The following is an 18,243-nucleotide window of genomic DNA, read 5'->3' as shown; positions in this document are numbered from 1 at the left end:
ACCTTATTTATCTTTAAATATTTCTTATTTGATCTAATAATTTGTTTGCATCTTTTTCTTTATTAATAATACCATAGTCAGATTCCACAACATTAGGAAAACTTTCTACTCCAATGTCACTCAAAATTATAGTTTTTACTTTCATTAAATAAGCCTCTAAGATAGATCCAGAATATTTTGAAAGATGTATATGCGTTTTAATTAAAATACCGGGTAGAGGTAATCTAGTTGCATCTTCGATATTAACCTTATCCAATAAACTATATTTAGCCAATAGAATATTTAGCTCTGCTTTTTGCTTTAATTGCCTGGGATGAAGTCTTAGCCACCAAATATAATCTGGTGGGGTTTTATCTATAGCTTCAATAATATAAGGATCTAGTAAATGCTCACCGACAGGTTGCATTGTATACAATATAATTTTTTTATTAGTATTTACTTTAGAAGTATATTGCTTCACACAATATTCGATCCATGGATTGCCATTAATGAATACCTCATGATAATTTTGCTTAGCAATCCATTTTTCAATTTCGAGATAGGAATCTTTATCCCAAACCCAAAATCTTTTTGGTAGAAGTTTATAACCATTTTCAGGAATACTATTGAAACCACTATAAGCCAAATGAAGCCTGCCCTGACCTCCGTGTTGAATATCGCAACTACTAATTCCAAGTTGATTTGCAGCCATTGCCATAGCATACATTTCAGATACATAATAACAAAGAATATAAACTTCTTCAACTTTAAGTTTTACAAGAAGTTTTATATAAATGTCTTTTAGCTTTTCAATATAAACAACTTGCTTTAAAATTGAGCGTCTATTAATTGAATTTGGGCCAATTTTATTAGTTATCTCTTTTAAGAAGTCATCAAATTCAGGCAAATGAATATCTTCTTTTTTAAATGCTACAGATAAATCCCTCCTAAATAGAGCAAAATATTTTAAGTTCCCTAAAAAAATTGTTTTTTCTACATAATCAGTATTCAATTTATAATCAGGTTCAACTTCGCCGTAGTCAAATATTCTAAAATCTTTATTTTCTGAGATTAAGGATTTCCTTATTAACTGATTATAATACCTATTCACATATATTTTATCCTCATTAAGAAACCGAAAATGAGGAGCGATAGAATACAAAACAGTAGAATGTTTTGATTTAGCTTTTACAGTTAGATTAATGTAATCAATACCGCCTTTAACTGAATTCAAGAGTTTTTGCCATTTTGACAAGCCCTTTTGTTTTTTTATAGTGGTTTTACCAGAATAAAATAATAATTTAACCTTAATCAGTGGCCATACCTGTACTTCATTAATAAGCCATTCATTTACAGGGTAACTATTTTCTAGGTTATTAACCCAGTTAACAAATTCTTCTCTATTCATAAATTCTTATTCTGAAATGCTAAGAATTTAACCAACTAAGGTTTTAGCTATATGTGAGGGGATGTTGGAATGCATCCATAAATAGTTAGTTAAAGCATAGCGAAATCCATCCTCTATAGGTTTACCTCTATGGATTCCCCGAGTATCAGTTAATATTACAGTACCTGCTGAGGCTGTAAATGTTTTAAGCCTTTCAGGTTCTTTATCAAGAAGACGTTGTATTTCTTCTTCTGTAAATCGATTCTGAAACTGGTCATATTTATAATTAAAAGAATCTCTATAAAGGATTTTAGAAGTATGACTGGCCTCAATATATTGAAATGGTCCATTCTCTAAACTTACATCCGTTAGATAAACAATAGATTTGGATTGTTTTACATTCGGATGATCTCTATGCCACCCCCCACCGGAACCTTTATTTCCTTCTGCCGCCTCTAATTTAGCGCCTAAAGTAAATCCATCTTTCACCTCCCTGCCTTCATAGGTTTGTAATAAAGATAAAAGCTTTGAATCTTCATAATAGTTTTTAATAAAAGGACTAACTCTGTCTGCACCAAAAATTCGATGATCCGATTCTGCTTCATCCTTCCAAATTTGTTTATTGTAAGCTAAGATTAAGCGATCTATTTCATTTTTTGCTTTTTCACACCATTCTTTTGGATAAAAGCTCTCTAATACACAATAACCTTTTTCTTCTATTGATTTAACAATCTCTTCCTCCTCTTTAGAAGTTATAAATTTGTCTGAGTTAAGTATATCTAATCGAAGATTATTTAGTTCAACCTTCGTAGACTTAAGGATTTTATTGTAATTCATTCTTTATACTTTAGATTTTCGGATATCATTTACAAATATAATTATCCAAAATCATATTAAAGATGCATTAACAAAAAGTTATTTTTAAAGTAATATTTATATATTAGAAATTAAAAATTCAGCAAATTTCCAATCCATCATCGTATCAATATCATGTGAAGAATATTCATCCATCACAAATTTTTTCACATTTTTAAAATCGCTTATTGTTTTTTTCTTTAAACTAGCTACATTAATAATGTAAATGGCTCCATTCAACTCCCAAACCTTAGGACAATCCTGTCTACGAGTAAAATTTCCGATCTTAGAGTTCTCTAAGAATCCATTTTCGTTTTCTTCCTTAAGTAAATAATAAGGATTAGCTTTTGTTTCTTTAACCGATACCAGCATTTCCAATTCTGACTTAAGTGAATTATATAATTCTACGGCTTCTCTTATATGCGCTGCATTTCTAAATGGAGAAGTAGGTTGTAATAGTAAAAGGGTTTCAGGATTAAACCCATAATTTTCAGCGTATTTTAATGCATGTAAGAGCACCTCATATGTACCTGCCGTATCGGTTGCTAAATGCGCAGGACGCAAGAAAGGAACCTTCAAACCAAAATTTTCAACAGTTTCCTTTATATCATTGCAATCCGTACTAATAATTATCTGACTATCTTCAAAAAGCTCTTTAGCAGCTTCGATGGTATATTGAATTAAAGGTTTACCCCCTAATTCCTTTATATTTTTTCCAGGAACACCTTTAGACCCCCCTCTCGCAGGAATAATTACTAACATTATTCAATATGTTTTACAAATTCTTGCGCTTGCTTATAATCTACCGGACTACCAATATCTATCCAAAAACCTGTAATTGGATTATGTACGAGTTTTCCTCCTTCTTCTACTAAATTTTCCATTAGATCGGTAATATCAAAAAATTCATTTTTGGGAATTTTTTCTATTAATTCTCTTTTTAGAATATAAATACCTGCATTTGAATGATAAACGTAAGAAGGCTTTTCCTTAAAATTGACAACCTTATTCTCCTCAGTTTCAAAAACGGCATATGGCACATCCACTTTATACTCTGTAGATGCCACCGCCATATCGGCATTTTGATTTATCAAATCCAGATATAAGTCTTCAAAATCTACGTCAGTAAATAAATCACTGTTCATTAATAATACATGATTCGAATCAAACCTATCTACCAAAGATAGAGCACCGGCTGTTCCTAAAGGTTCATCTTCCCAAATATATTCTATGGCAATTCCTTTACTACTTCCATCACCGAAATATTCTTTTATTTGATTTCCAAGATACTTTACAGAGATATAAATTTTTTGAATTCCAAAAGAAATCAACCTATCAATATTATGCTCTATTATAGGCTTTGATCCAAGGGGCAACATCGGTTTCGGAACAGAATCTGTAAGAGGACTTAATCTTTTACCTCGCCCTCCCGCCATTATCATACATTCCAAAGGAAGCATGGCCTTAATTTTTTCCAAGTCTAAAACATTTGTCATTTTCCTATCCTTATCTAGGACTGGAATTATAAGAAGATTTTTCTTTCGGAAAATTTTTAAATCTGGATTGAAATCATTTGATCCGATGTAGGTAAAGTTTCTGTTGCAAATTTCTCCTACAGGAATGCTTAAATCTGCACTTTCCGCTAGAGATCGTCTAATATCTCCATCGGTAAGGGAGCCAATTATTTCATTTCTTTCATTTTCTACAAATAAGATTAACCTACTTACATCTCGTATGGTGTTTAAGCGTTTCAGGGCAGAAAGTATTGGATCTTTTTGTTGGATTATTATATCTTTCATATTTTATAATCTAAATCATAGAATTTTTTAGACAAATCAATATTTTCTTTATTTTTTAAAATTGAAAATATTTGTTCACTTGCAGTTCCATCCCCATAAGGATTTTTAAATTTCTTTAAGGACTTCTTGAATTCTGCCGAGAGGGCTATTTCGATTTTATCACTTATTTCCGTACTGTTTAAAGAAGATTGCATTACAGTTTCAGGCATTAATCTTCCGCGCTGCCTATTACCAATATTTATCGTCGGAATATTAAAATGTGGTACTTCTACGAGACCGCTTGAAGAATTCCCAATTACTAAAACTACGTGTTTAAGAGCAGAAAGATACCGTAATTGCCCTAATGAAATAAATGCAGCTGATGGATGCTTACCAAATTGCACGTAATTGTCTATCATTTCTATGATTTCCCTACCACCTTTATCAGAATTTGGTTTTGTAAAAATAATACGTAAATCTTTTACATCATCAAGAGCCGTTAAAACACATTCAAATTGTTCTCTGCTAGATTTATTTTCAAGGGTCACCGGATGATAAGTAAGAAGTATAGTCCGGTTATCAACCTTAAAATTTATGCTCTTCTCGAAATCGGTCTTTTCGAGCAGAGATAATTTCTTTATACTGTCCAGGCTCATTGCACCCACATTTCGAACTCTAGCAGGATCTTCTCCAAGTTGAATTATTCTTTTTGCATATTCATGGGTAGATGGAAAATGGAAATAACTCATCTTTGTAATACCATGCCTTATACCTTCGTCATACGCTCCTTCTGTAGTTTCTCCACCTGATATATGGGCCACGGGGATACCTAAAATATACGCAGCAGTAACAGCTGCAAATATCTCTGACCTATCACCAAGAACTATAACTACATCAGGAGCCGTATCCTTTAAAGCTTCGGAGAAAGATATCATGGCCAGCCCCATAGATTTGGCTACTCCTATTCCAGAATTAGAAGATAAGAGTATTTCAATTTCTTTCTCAACATGAAATCCATCATTTAGTATCTCTTTAATAGTAAAACCAAATTCTGGAGAAAGATGCATTCCTGTAGCCATAAGACACAACTCAGTATCCTCAGAATTTGAGATTAAATCAATAAGAGGTCTCAGCAAACCATATTCCGCACGCGTACCTGTGATGACAGCCATTTTTCTCATATCAAACTATCTTCTTTATAATCTTTCGTTGCGACGGTACCAATATAATTATGAAACTGCATTGGTGAAATACCATTACCAGGCCTCTTCACTCCAAGATTATCTATAGTAAAGATATCTCCGGCTGATATATCTTTTTTCGCCACAAGACTCTTACGTGCGATAGGAATATTTTTAATTTCTGAGGCCGAGGGTGCTTTTATACCATCACCCAGTGCCAATTCTATATTTCTTATAGCTGAGACCATAGCGGTAAGTTCCGAAGGCTCTAAAGAAGCCTTATGATCAGGGCCTTCCATTGTTTTATCCAAAGTAAAATGCTTTTCAATAACACTTGCTCCCATAGCCACAGCAGCTATGGGTACTTCTATACCTAAGGTATGATCTGAGTATCCAACCGGCGTTTGAAAGGCTGAAGCAATGGTGTTCATTGCCTTAAGATTTACATCCAGCATAGGTGTAGGATATTCTGTATTGCAATGCAGAATAGTAATATTCTTTCTAGAAATACCTTGATTCAAAAGAATTCCTAGAGCATTTTCTATATCGCTCAGATTTGCCATACCAGTAGACATAACATAATGAGGGTAATTGGCAGCGGCAATCTTTTCTAAATAAGGCAAATTAGTAATTTCACCCGAAGGGATTTTAAACAATCCCAATTTATAACCTTCTAAATGCTCAATACTTTTTAAATCAAAAGCTGTGGATAGAAATTTAATATCATGTTTATTGCAATGAGATATAAGCTCCAAATGCATTTCTGGTGACAGCTGTAACTTTTTAACCATTTCCAACTGTGATTCTCCACTATTTCCGGTATTTTCTATTTGATAATCAGCTTTTACAGCATTCTTACTTATTACTTCCTCTGCAATGAAAGTCTGAAACTTTACATAGTCAGCTTTCGCAATGGCAGCTGCTTCAATCAACTTCTTGGCAATAGATATGTCACCATTATGGTTTACGCCTGCTTCAGCAATGATTATTACTTTATTTCTCATTTTCCGTATTTAGATTTCTAATTACTTTCGCGGGTGAACCTACAGCTATACAATAATCTGGAATATCCCTGTTAACTAAAGAATTTGCACCCACAACACTATTTTTACCGATTGTAACTCCAGGTAAAATCACAGAGTTTATGCCTATCCAACAGCCTGATTTTAAATTGACTGAAGCAACCTTATATCCCTGAGATTTTATTGGAACTTTAATGTTTTCAAAGTTATGAGTACTACAATAAATTGCAACATTGGGCCCCAATAAAACGTCGTCTTCAATATTAATTATTGCCTCCTTATTACTGGGTAAAGTGACCAACGTTGTACCCGGCGGAATAATAACATTCTTTCCAATTATTACATTATTTGTACCTATAATGGTACAGTAAGGCCTTATTTCAGAATTCTCGCCAATTTTCTTTATTTTTTTCTTCTGAAACAATATTCTTAAAGGTTTGAAAAATAATAACCAATGAGTAAAATACATATCTGGACCTATTTTAGGCCCCGTAAGTATATACTTTAAGTGTTTAATCATTTTTCGTGATTTATAGATTCTACTTGAAATTTTTGACGGTTGCCCTTTTCTACAAAAATTAAAGTGCTCTTTTCATTACCAAATTTGTCAACTAAACGCTTGGCATAATCCTGTAAAAGAATATTCTCTTCAACCAAATTCTTAATCCCCACAGGTTTGTTTTGTATTATAAATGAAACTTTTTCAACTAGGTAAGAAATACTCACTTGAGGAATCATCCTTTCTCCATTTCCAAAAATGGTAATAGTATTTTTAGCTTTGAGTTCCTTCTCAAACATTTTATGAATTCTAGTTTCATCCATTCCTTCACCATAAACATATGAAGTTCTAAGGTGAATTACTTTTTGTCCTTCCGAAAGCAAATAATTAAAAAGAACTTCGCTATTAAACTTAGACAAGCCGTATAAAGCATCTGTATTTTTTGAGGGGTCTACAATCGATGCCTCAGTAAAAATTCCCGTGATGTTAGGGTAGACTGCTGTACTAGAAAAATTGATAAGATAACTATTTGGTTGAGACCTTAAGGCTTCGATTATATTACCCGTCATTTTGATGTTTCCAATGAGCAAATCTTCCAAATCCTGTAAATTCTTGCTATTTGCCATTACAGAAGCCAAATTTATAACAACGTCAAACTTAATATTAGGAAATAATTTGTCGATATTAAATTCCTTTGAAAAATCAGCTGTCTTACATCTTTCCAGGGCCACCTTAGAACGAGATAGACCATAAACAGTTGCTTTCTCGCTCAATTTCTTATATAGATTTCCCCCTATAAACCCACTTACTCCTAAAATTAAAATTTTCATTTAATGAGTTTTTCTTGGTAGAAACGGAGAGCTTTTCCTGGCTTCAGGTCAAAAGAAATCTCAGTTTTTTCCAGATAATACTTAAGCAAAAACACCACTTCTTTATATCCAAATAATGTCCTCATATAGGTTGTACCAGAGTGCCTGGGATTAATTTCAAAAAGTTTTGGGATCCCATCAGTGCCAAGTCGAAGCTGTAAATTGCAAGATCCATGTGGCTTCAGATTCTTTGCTATTTCTTCTATATATTCTATTATAATTTCCGGATAATCTTTTCTATACTCACTTGTGAATGTATTTCCTCCTTTTAAACTTCTATTTAAAATAATACTTCCTTTAATTTCTCCTTCAATGCATAGAATACCACAAGTGTATTCTGTATAATCATCCCCAATTAACTCTTGGATAATTGCTCCGTTTACTTTACCAATCTTATCTTTAAAATCATTTTGGTTTTTGATTTTATAAACACCTACGCTCCTTGCTCCTACACGTGGTTTCATAATTACTGGATATTCAATTTCATCGGAAATAGTTTCCTTGGCTATTGAAGTCTTAGGATAGTAGAGGTTATGCTCTTTTAGAAATTCATAAGTATTAAACTTATCATTACCAATTCTAATAACATCTGGACTACTAACTATCACCTCACATCCGTATTTTTCCCTTATAGATTCCCTATGCTTTGCCAAAATTGGTAGTTCAAAATCCACTCCAATGAATAGTATTTGAATTCTTTCCTGCTTAATAGTTTCTAATAATTCACCTAACCATTGATCTTCAGTAACTTCTGACTTTAATATATCTGGTAATATATAATTTTTGTGGCACCAAAATGATCCCACCGTATTTTCAAAATAATCAAACCCTACTAAGTGGCATTTCTCTGAAATCGAATCATCCTGAATACTTTTGATTATGCCTTGACCTATTAAGCTTCCCGTCCCTGTTATACCAACATTATATACCATTAATATCGTTTTTTATTATTATAATACGCCAGACACTCTTTAGGATAATCTTCCTCTCTCATTTTATCCAGTAGGTGATCTATATTATATTTTTTCATTTTCAATTGAATTTCCCCAGTATCAATATTCCATAGAGCATAATTACTTAGATTAATGAATTTTCTATTTTGTCCTATACTGCCTGGGTTTAGAAGAAGTTTATCTCCAAAATATCGTAAGTACTGCTGGTGAGAATGCCCCAACATTGTATTCTTATGAACTTCTATTTGTGAATCTCGAAATATGTACTCCTTTTGATTTAATGTATGAACTAGTTCAAATCCCTCTAAATTAATGCTTGTTTCATATTTTTTTATTTTAGAATTTTCCTTAAAGGATTTAAAAGTTTGGTTAAAAAAAGATTGCACTAGTTGATTTTCAACATCACATATGCCTGATTTGAAATAAGTTTCGTGGTTACCAATTATATTATAACAATTATGAAGGGAATCTATAATTTGTACACATTCATTACTCCAGGGCCCATAATTTACTACGTCACCCAAATTAATGTAACCCTCAACGTTTGACTCATGATGTAAAACAGCTTCAAAAGCCGGAAGATTCCCGTGGATATCTGAAAAAATTAAATATGTCATTTTATTTATTGAACACTACTTGAAATATTTACTATTCTATCTTCCAGAAATTCCGCATTCTTTTGATCATCCTTAAAGCAGTCCTGATACATAGGCAGCTTATACATAAGCTGCCAAATCGGACGAGTCATAACTTTAGCTTCATTGGTAGTTTGAAGAAATAAATCTCGTTCCTCTCTGTTTTCCAATTGTATAGCCATTAACCAATAATTTGTTTTCGTTCCCTTCATTTCCTGTCTAAACTTAATATTAGTATTTTCAAAGAAACTGATATATTTTCCTGCTAACTCTCTTTTCTTTTCAATAAACATATTGAGATTTTCCAACTGCGCACAAGCTAAGGCAGCATTTAAGTTAGGCATTCTGTAATTATACCCTAACTCATCATGCACATATTCATAGGTATGCGGCTTTTTTGCTGTGGTAGTCAGGTATTTTGCTTTTTCTCCAAGTCCAATATTATTTGTAACTATTGCACCACCACCGCCACTAGTTACAATTTTGTTACCATTAAATGAAAACACCCCTAGTTTTCCAAATGATCCTGTAGGTTGATCTTTATAATAACTTCCCAGGGACTCTGCGGCATCCTCAACAACCGGGATTTTCCATTGCTTACAAATTTCTAAAAGCTCATCTATTTTAACAGGAAAACCAAAAGTATGCATAGGCATACAGGCTGCAATTTTCTTTTTGGTTCTTTTATTAAAACAAGCTCCCCCCCTAATTTCCCCATACTCTTCTAGAAAATTCTCTACGGCATCCGGTGAAAGACCCATTGTATCTAAATCAACATCAAGAAAAACGGGGTGGGCATTATTGTAGGCAATAGCATTTGCAGTCGCTACGAAAGTAAGTGCTTGAGTAATTACCTCGTCTCCCGAACTAACACCAGCCAAACGTAGGGCTACTTGTAATCCCGAAGTTCCGTTTACAACCGCTACTGCTTTTTTGGCTCTACTGATACTTTCCATCATTTCTTCAAACTTATCAACATAAGCTCCCACTGAGGAAACAAAAGTAGAATTAACCGCATCCATCACATATTTTTTCTCGTTACCCCGAAAACGAGGTTCGTGTAGAGGAATAAAATCTTTGGTTTTATAATAATCCTGAATAAAGGAAATAGTCTCTTTAAATTCTTTCATTACATTTTAGAATCTAGATATTTTCCGGTCTCTTTATGACCGAAGTCGGGAATCATTTTGAGGAACAAATCTACTATTTCATCTTTTTTCCAGACTTTAGTATCTCTTAACTCCTTTATTTTATCCTCAAACAAATTTAATTTTTCTTCTTCTATATTTAATTCATTTTTAATAACCCCAAGGTTTTTAAAGCTTTTAAGATCTAAAATTTCTTCATCAGTAAAAAACTCTTCAAAATTTTTCTCTCCTGTGGTATCGCTTCCGGTAAAAAGACATGGCCATTTTCCCTTTTCGGGTAGGCTATGAATTAAACTCCTTGCCTCCTCCTCATCTTTACATAAATGGGCCTTATAACCTAATTGTGCTAAATACTTCACTGCAACATCTGCAAAAGATATTAGATGAAGCTTTTCACTCAATTTTGGAAAAAAAACATCTCTGTTTTCTCCAAAGATGCAGGACATTAAACATAATTCACCACTTTCCTGTGGGGTAACGAAATAGCGCTTCACATCATTTGGAGCAACTATGGGTTGTTTTTTTTGAATCCTTTGATTGAAACCGTGAAGCAATGATCCATCAGAAAATGCTACGTTAGCGAAACGAGCTGTGGAAATATTTATCTCTTTACTTCTTCGCATCAAAAACATTTCCATAATCCGCTTTGATGCCCCCATCATATTCACAGGATTGGCTGCCTTATCTGTAGAAACGCAAAAATATTTTTTTGTGCCATTTTTGATACTCTGTTCAATGGTTCTATCGGTATTAAAGATATTTACATCTATCATTCGCATCAAGGTAAATGGATCTTTTTCACTCCTCACATGTTTTAAAGCCGATAAATTTAGAACGTAATCATATTTTCCATCAGCCTTAATAAAAGCTTCGTATTCCAGGGAACCTATATCCAGGGCAAAGGTCTGAAAGTCTCCATCTATATAACCAAAAGAACTTCGGATGTCCCTTACCAGTTCTACCATATTATTTTCACTAATATCTACGACATGAAGTTTCTTTGGATTTCTTTTGAAGATTTCTTTGGTTACTGCTTGGCCAATTGAACCTGCACCCCCCAATACCAAAAAGCTAGAGCCTGCGACTATTTGTTCTAACTCCTTTTTATTAGATAGTAAATCTTTTTTAAATAAAGGTTCTGATCGACCTATTAATTCTAAAGTTTTCATTTTGTCTTAACTATTATATTTTTTTAAATACCAGGTTTTTAAAATAAAGAAAACTTTCCATCTTAGAAATCCAGCTAATACCTATGTAAGCAATAAGACCTAAACTTCCTCCGGATATAATTCTAATAAAATCTGCATAGGTCTGTAAAAACGAATCTAAAAAATAAACGCCAATACCACATCCAATGGAAAGAATTAATATAGGTGCTATGGCAATTAATTGTTCCAACACTGGAAAATCTATAAATTTATTAACATAAAATGCATTCATCAAAAATGTAATGAAGATTACAATAACCTGTGAATACAAAAGACCGTAAATGCCAAATTGTAAACCAATTAATATACCAGCCACTATAAAAAGTTTTTCAAATACCTTCAATTTCAAAATAAGGTCGCTTCGTCCTTTTACTTTTAATACATTTAAGTTATAAGAAATTACTGGGCGCAAAATTCCCGTAACGCACAATATTTGAAAATAGGGAACGGCCGGCAGCCACTTCTCGGTAAAAAGAAAGCGAAATATTGGCTCTCCCAATACAGCCACTAATATTAGAAGTGGAGTTAATACATAAACTACCATTTGCATGAGATTCTTACTAACACGCTTTAATCTCAAATTATCCTCCTGAATAGAAGCGAATAAGGGAAAAGTAACCTTCTTAAGAGCATTGCTGATATTATTAACTGGTAATTGCTTCATTGTTTCTGCCCGAGTATAAAAACCAACCTGAGAAGCAGAAAAGAATTTACCAATTACTAATATATATGCATTTTTAAATAGAACATCCATAACTCCTGAAATAGCCAATTTGTAGCCATAGTTGAAATGTTCTTTGAATTTGGAAATACTGAAAGATAGATCTGGTTTCCATCTAGAATAAAACCACAACTGGACCGTACTAATCGCAGAAATAAGGACCTGGCTCCATACTAAGCTAAAAACCCCATAACCTCCATAGGCCATAGCAATTCCCACGCCACCACCAACAATATTTGCAGGAAGAGTTATAAGAGTTTGAACTTTGAAATTCATTTTTTTTGTTAATCTTGCAAGTTGCACAGCTGAAAAGGCAGATAGTATGAATGTCAAACAATATATCCTAATTATATCAATTAAAATTATTTGATCATAAAAGTCTGCTACCAAAGGAGCTAAAAAATACACTATCGCATATATTAATATACTACTAGCGAGGTTGAAATAAAAAACAGTAGAATAATCTTCCTGATCGCAATCCTTGTTTCTAATTAAAGATTGGGTCAGACCAGAATCAACTAATACTCTGCCCAGACCAACGAGAATAGCAATCATTCCTATTAATCCAAACTCTGCTGGCATGAGAATCCTTGCTAAAATCAAGGATACAATAAAACCAATAATCTGATTGCCGAACTGCTCCGCAAAGGTCCATACCATTCCAGACTGCGCCTGTTTTCTTAACGACATATAAATCTTTTATTAAACCCCTTCATATTATAATTGTTGCAATCTAACGAGGTTTTTAAAATATTCTGATTTCTTAATTAGATCTTCATAATTACCAGATTTGATAATCTTACCTTTTTCAACAACCAAAATCTTATCGGCATTTTTAATTGTGGCGATCCGATGTGCAACTACCAGGATAATGTAGTCCCCTTTCAGGTCTTCCATATTTCTCTGAATTATACTTTCAGTCTCTGAATCCAAGGCTGAAGTAGCTTCGTCTAGAAGCAATATATCCACTTCTTTAAATAGTTCCCGTGCTATAGAAATTCGTTGTTTTTGCCCTCCGCTTAAATTGATCCCATTATGCTCTAGAACTTCGTTCTCCTTCTCTGGCAGTGAATTCACAAAATTTAATAAAGCAGTTTTAGTTATAACTTCCCAAAATTTTTGTAGGTTTTCTTCTGTTTTTTCAGCCCAGAAAGTTATGTTATTAAATAAAGAATCATTAAAAATAATCGAATCCTGAGTAATGTAACCAATCTTTTTCTGAAAGGTTTCAAGATTCAAATTGTCACTATTTATACCATTAATCAAATACTGACCGCTGTTAACAGTCAGTAAGCCTGCAATAATATTAATTAAAGTTGTTTTACCACTACCACTTTCCCCTACAAAACCGATCGTTTGGCACTTTGAGATCTCAAGATCAATATTTTTCAGCACCACAGTATTCCCATATTCAAAAGAAATATTTCGTAATGACAAACTTTCAATAGGTTCGGTAACCTCATGAGCTCCAATATCTTCCTTATTTTTCCTCATTTCTTTCTCAAAGGAGGTGATATTTTCAACGGAACCAGAGACTGCTAAAAATCGATTCCAATCCATTTGCATTTGAAGAAGATAATTAAGGGCCCTGTAGAAGAAAATAAGACTTATTAGAATAGGTCCAAGCCCAGATCCAAGCAAACTTGTTTGTATGTAAATTATACTTACTACTATCAAAACCAGTAGTGGCTCCCTTCCTGCTGTTAATGATGCATCCAGCTTCCCAATACGCTTATTACTATCCTTTATTTTTTCTATGTATCCAAGAAGTTTTTGTTGATAAACACTCAAAGATCCGGTTGCTTTTAAATATTTATAATTTGCTACATTTTGAATTACAAGACTCTGAAAGGTATTAGCCTCTCCAGTAAGTATTCGAGATGATTTCTTTGTTTGATCGTAGAATCTTTTATATAAAAAATTAGCAATAACTCCACCTATTGTAACCAATATGGCAAATTGAGCATCTATTAGAAAGGCAAAGACCATATAAATCATAATCATAATCACATTCTGCAATGCTCGAAAATAAAATTTAAAAGCATTTGCAACTCTGTCTACCTCGCCGGTCAAAGTATTCTGAATTCGCCCAACATCAGAACCAATAAAATATTTATATGTTATAGAATTTAAACCTTTTAGATTTGTTGTTCTTAAGCGATCAATAAATCCTTCTTGCACATTTACTCTATAAATTCCAGCTAGATAATAAACTAGCCCCTTCACAAGAAAAAAAGAAGACATAATTAATAATACAGACAGGAGAGTTAAATCTATCCTGGCAGATTCGAATATATCCAATAAGAAACTTAATCGGCCGAGTTCCTCAGCACTAATAGCTGAAGAATCATTTACCATTTGCAGCAAAGGCAAAAACATAGTTAAACCTAAGCTATCCAAAACACCAATAACAATGCTGAATCCAAAAACAATAAAAACCTTGTATCCCAGGTGTCTATAAAAATAGACCAGGCTTTCAAAATATTTATAGGCAATTTTCTTTAGCAATAGCAGCTTATTTAACTACAAGAAAAGTTATTAAGAAATCATTCACAGAAGCTAATTTTAACTTCTAAAATTCAGGCGACAAAGATAGAACTTCTATCTTAGGGAAAAATTATTCTTTCTTAAAGAAAATACAAAGTGATTATTTAATTCCGTTCTTTACACAAAAGTTCTTTTATGATTATCTTGATAAAACTTTGTATCGTTTTTTAAACTCATCATCGGGTTCAAACCCATACCTATAGCCTATTTCTTCAAGAACAGGATTTCGGTAATCATTAAGAATATATAGAAACCTGAAGTGTTTATAAAGAAAAACGTCAGATCCTACCGGGTATTGCTTTCTGGTTTCTATTGCGAGCTTCAGCTGTTCACTATAAACATCTCTATATTTATATATTCGGGTGAACAATAATCCTGCTATTAAAATCAATATTAGATTGGACATTACCAGGAATCTTTTATTTGATAAGTTTAAATTTCGGGCCATTAAAATGAACACGTAAGGAAATGTCAGCAGAAAATAATGAGATACCGTCTGAATGTACAGGGGTAAGAAATTAACTAAAATTCCGATTATCAATATTATGTCAATATTATTCCGAAATGGCTTAATGCCAGAAAAAAATAAAGGCACCAATAATAATAAAAAAATTTTAGACCCAGCGAGAAACCTAAACCAGGTCGTCTCTAATTCTATCATTTCATCATCATATCCCGATCCTGTTAACTGTAAAACTAAATCTGTAAACTCTACTTGTTCTATGATGACAAAGTATGCTAGAAATACTAATAAAGGTAAAACTCCCCCTAATATGAATTTGCCTAAATAACTCCTATGAGACCCATGGTAAGCGATAATCAACAGAAAAAAAGGTAGAAAATTGAAGACGCCATATTGCTTTGAAAAAAAACCTAGAGCAAGAAACACACCGCACCAAAAGAATTTCTTTTTTATCAAAAGATAATACGCAATGAAAGTAAATAGTAGTACATAAACCTCGAGGTTTATATAGCTCCCGTCTGAACTTAAAATAGCAATAAACAATAGTAGACTTAGAAAAATGGATAGGTTTCTTTCAAGCTCTTCTTTCCTGCATATTTGGTAAAAAAAAACTACACCTATTGTTATAACAAAATATTGAAAAGTTAATAGAAGCTTGTAAGATGGAGTATCAATAAAATAATGGACGAGTGAATTAAGATACATCATTACCGGCGTGTAACTGGTGAAAATATCTTTATAAGGTGCATAACCACGGGAGACATCTCGCGCCATAGATAAATAATAGGGTGCATCTGTACTTATAAATGAATAAGCTATACTTAAGACAAGCAAAAGGGCTAATACAAAACCCCATAAAAAATTAGAAAATTTCAGCAGCCTCATCTATGGTTTTACTTATTTGATTTATTATTTCCGGTTGTAATTCAAAAAATAAGGGAAGCCTTAACAAACACTCTGTATACCTTGCCGAATTTGATAAATTCTGGTTTTCATCCTTTACTTTTGATCTGTAAAATGGACTTTCATGCAAACTAACATAATGAAAAACTGCCAGAATACCTTTTGATTTTAATCTCTGTATTATTTCATCTCTATGCTGAGTATTTAAAGTTACAATATAAAATATATGTGCATTATTTGTAGCATATTTGGGAATTACCGGAAGATTCAAAGTATGCCTGATATCTACAGAATTTAAAGCCTCATTGTATTTTTTCCAAAGCTGAAGTCGTTTTGACTGGATTCTTTCGAGATTCTCTAACTGAGCCCATAAAAAAGCGGCTGTTACTTCAGAAGGCAAAAAAGAACTTCCTATATCAACCCAATTATATTTGTCTACCTCTCCTCTATAAAATGCTGATCTGTTTGTTCCTTTTTCCCAAATAATTTCAGCTCTCTCTTGATATCTATTATTATTCACAACCAACATACCTCCCTCTCCAGAAATTATATTTTTTGTCTCATGGAAAGAAAAGGCAGCCATATCACCGATAGATCCCAAAGCTCTCTCCACTCCATCTTTTCCTGTATAAAAACTATCTATAGCATGAGCCGCATCCTCAACGACTGCAAGATTATACCTTTTTGCTAACTCCATGATTATATCCATATCACAGGCAATACCCGCATAATGAACAGGAACAATTACTTTTGTTTTTGAGGTTATTAGAGCTTCAATACTTTTTTCATCCATTCCGGGATGATCAGCCCGGCTGTCAACAAATACAATTTTAGCTCCTCTCAAAACGAAAGCATTTGCAGTACTCACAAAAGTGTAAGAAGGAATTATAACTTCATCTCCTGGCTGAATATTTAAAAGAATAGCAGCCATCTCTAAAGCATCTGTACAGGAGCTAGTTAAAAAGCATTTTCCGAAATCATATCTCTTCTGAAAGAAATTCTGACATTTGTTAGTGAAGTCCCCATTGCCTGAAATTTTTCCAGATTTAACAGCTTCCTCGATGTATTTGATTTCATTTCCTGTTAAATAAGGTTTATTAAAAGGAATATTAATCATATTGTTCAGGATTTTATTAGATCAGGAAGTTTCATCTTTTGCTGTTCCTTTATGACACGAATAAGATACTCTCCAATAAGTCCAAGAGCGAACAGATTCAATCCTCCAAAGAAACTAATAAGGGTTACTATAGAGGCATAGCCGGGAATCTCAATATCTAGCATCAATTTTCGAATAATGATTGATAATATAAATATCATAGAACCTATAAAGCCCAGCAGTCCAACAAATGCCATAATCCTTAAGGGTATGGAAGAGTAATGTAAAATAGTATTTAATGCAAGAGTAATCAGTTGAGGTAAAGAATAATTACTCTTATCAAAACCCCTTTGATGGTGTTTGACATGAATACTGATTAGATTATTAGTAGCATTTAGTATCAAACTTGATACAGAAGGCATTGCATTATGGTTTTCAACAATCAGTTTATTTAAATCTTTTGTCAAAATCCGGAAAGATGACAACATAAGACCTTTAGGTTTTTTCAAGAAAATTGTATCCACTTTCTTTAGAAAAAAACTTGCAAAATTTCTCCAGAGCTTATGTTTTTTTTGAAGATAATTAGGAACTGCAAAAACTCCATCAAGATTTTTCTTATCCTGTAACGTCTGAATTAGAAGTGGTATATCATCTGGAGAGTGTTGTAGATCATCGTCCATGGTGATTACGAAATCTCCTGTGGCCTGGGACATACCTGCAAGCGTAGCAATCTGTTGCCCTTGATTCTTATACAAAGTTAATACTTTAACATAGGTATAATTTTTTCTAACTTTTTCCAGAGTAGCTACCGTACTCAACTCAAGTGGACTGTCATTCACAAAAATCACTTCTAGCCGATATTTGTAATCTCTAGAAATGTGCTCCAATTTAGAAATTAAAATCTCTAAGCTTTGGGCACTCTTGAATACAGGTATCACTATCGAGTAAAGTTTCTCCAAATTAATTTATTTCAAATTTTAAGATAAAGTTTATTAGGCA

At 33.0% G+C, this 18,243-nt stretch carries 17 protein-coding genes; all 17 read right to left on the bottom strand.

The features are described from left to right. Nucleotides 1-13 precede the first annotated feature (13 nt). Nucleotides 14-1,387, bottom strand: a complete 1,374-nt coding sequence (locus tag G529_RS0111745) for a hypothetical protein (RefSeq protein ID WP_026915718.1) — start codon at nucleotides 1,385-1,387, stop codon at nucleotides 14-16. A 27-nt stretch (nucleotides 1,388-1,414) separates the two neighbouring features. After that, nucleotides 1,415-2,203, bottom strand: coding sequence for a phytanoyl-CoA dioxygenase family protein (locus G529_RS0111740; RefSeq protein ID WP_026915717.1), 789 nt, complete (start codon nucleotides 2,201-2,203; stop codon nucleotides 1,415-1,417). A 96-nt stretch (nucleotides 2,204-2,299) separates the two neighbouring features. Then, nucleotides 2,300-2,983: an acylneuraminate cytidylyltransferase family protein gene (locus G529_RS0111735; protein WP_026915716.1), complete on the bottom strand. Its 684-nt coding sequence runs from the start codon at nucleotides 2,981-2,983 to the stop codon at nucleotides 2,300-2,302. Next, nucleotides 2,983-4,020, bottom strand: coding sequence for a nucleotidyltransferase family protein (locus tag G529_RS0111730; RefSeq protein WP_026915715.1), 1,038 nt, complete (start codon nucleotides 4,018-4,020; stop codon nucleotides 2,983-2,985). The genes G529_RS0111735 and G529_RS0111730 overlap by 1 nt, the downstream gene beginning before the upstream one ends. Continuing rightward, nucleotides 4,017-5,180, bottom strand: a complete 1,164-nt coding sequence (neuC, locus tag G529_RS0111725; protein ID WP_026915714.1) for a UDP-N-acetylglucosamine 2-epimerase — start codon at nucleotides 5,178-5,180, stop codon at nucleotides 4,017-4,019. Before neuC ends, G529_RS0111730 begins: the two co-directional genes overlap by 4 nt. Next, a complete protein-coding gene (neuB, locus tag G529_RS0111720) occupies nucleotides 5,177-6,184 on the bottom strand; it encodes an N-acetylneuraminate synthase (RefSeq protein WP_026915713.1) in 1,008 nt (335 codons plus the stop codon). Before neuB ends, neuC begins: the two co-directional genes overlap by 4 nt. Then, nucleotides 6,174-6,722, bottom strand: a complete 549-nt coding sequence (locus G529_RS0111715; protein ID WP_026915712.1) for an acyltransferase — start codon at nucleotides 6,720-6,722, stop codon at nucleotides 6,174-6,176. The genes neuB and G529_RS0111715 overlap by 11 nt, the downstream gene beginning before the upstream one ends. Then, nucleotides 6,719-7,531, bottom strand: a complete 813-nt coding sequence (locus tag G529_RS0111710) for an NAD-dependent epimerase/dehydratase family protein (RefSeq protein ID WP_026915711.1) — start codon at nucleotides 7,529-7,531, stop codon at nucleotides 6,719-6,721. Before G529_RS0111710 ends, G529_RS0111715 begins: the two co-directional genes overlap by 4 nt. Next, nucleotides 7,528-8,502, bottom strand: coding sequence for an ATP-grasp domain-containing protein (locus G529_RS0111705; RefSeq protein ID WP_035695972.1), 975 nt, complete (start codon nucleotides 8,500-8,502; stop codon nucleotides 7,528-7,530). Before G529_RS0111705 ends, G529_RS0111710 begins: the two co-directional genes overlap by 4 nt. After that, nucleotides 8,502-9,140 (bottom strand): metallophosphoesterase family protein, encoded by a 639-nt coding sequence (locus G529_RS0111700; protein ID WP_026915709.1) that lies wholly within the window; start codon nucleotides 9,138-9,140, stop codon nucleotides 8,502-8,504. The genes G529_RS0111705 and G529_RS0111700 overlap by 1 nt, the downstream gene beginning before the upstream one ends. A gap of 5 nt (nucleotides 9,141-9,145) precedes the next feature. Continuing rightward, a complete protein-coding gene (locus G529_RS0111695; protein WP_026915708.1) occupies nucleotides 9,146-10,288 on the bottom strand; it encodes a LegC family aminotransferase in 1,143 nt (380 codons plus the stop codon). Next, nucleotides 10,288-11,475, bottom strand: a complete 1,188-nt coding sequence (locus tag G529_RS0111690) for a UDP-N-acetylglucosamine 4,6-dehydratase (RefSeq protein ID WP_026915707.1) — start codon at nucleotides 11,473-11,475, stop codon at nucleotides 10,288-10,290. Before G529_RS0111690 ends, G529_RS0111695 begins: the two co-directional genes overlap by 1 nt. A 13-nt stretch (nucleotides 11,476-11,488) precedes the next feature. Then, nucleotides 11,489-12,925: a lipopolysaccharide biosynthesis protein gene (locus G529_RS0111685; RefSeq protein ID WP_026915706.1), complete on the bottom strand. Its 1,437-nt coding sequence runs from the start codon at nucleotides 12,923-12,925 to the stop codon at nucleotides 11,489-11,491. A 27-nt stretch (nucleotides 12,926-12,952) separates the two neighbouring features. Then, nucleotides 12,953-14,743: an ABC transporter ATP-binding protein gene (locus G529_RS0111680; protein WP_245566918.1), complete on the bottom strand. Its 1,791-nt coding sequence runs from the start codon at nucleotides 14,741-14,743 to the stop codon at nucleotides 12,953-12,955. A 178-nt stretch (nucleotides 14,744-14,921) separates the two neighbouring features. Then, a complete protein-coding gene (locus G529_RS0111675) occupies nucleotides 14,922-16,130 on the bottom strand; it encodes a hypothetical protein (RefSeq protein ID WP_157514626.1) in 1,209 nt (402 codons plus the stop codon). Next, entirely contained in the window at nucleotides 16,108-17,265 is a 1,158-nt protein-coding gene (gene rffA, locus G529_RS0111670) for a dTDP-4-amino-4,6-dideoxygalactose transaminase (RefSeq protein ID WP_035695968.1), read from the bottom strand. Before rffA ends, G529_RS0111675 begins: the two co-directional genes overlap by 23 nt. 5 nt (nucleotides 17,266-17,270) lie before the next feature. Continuing rightward, nucleotides 17,271-18,203, bottom strand: coding sequence for a glycosyltransferase (locus tag G529_RS0111665; RefSeq protein ID WP_026915702.1), 933 nt, complete (start codon nucleotides 18,201-18,203; stop codon nucleotides 17,271-17,273). Nucleotides 18,204-18,243: the final 40 nt, after the last annotated feature.

This window comes from Christiangramia portivictoriae DSM 23547, from assembly GCF_000423045.1.
Classification (GTDB): Bacteria; Bacteroidota; Bacteroidia; order Flavobacteriales; family Flavobacteriaceae; genus Christiangramia; species Christiangramia portivictoriae.
This window is presented reverse-complemented; position numbering and strand designations above follow the sequence as displayed.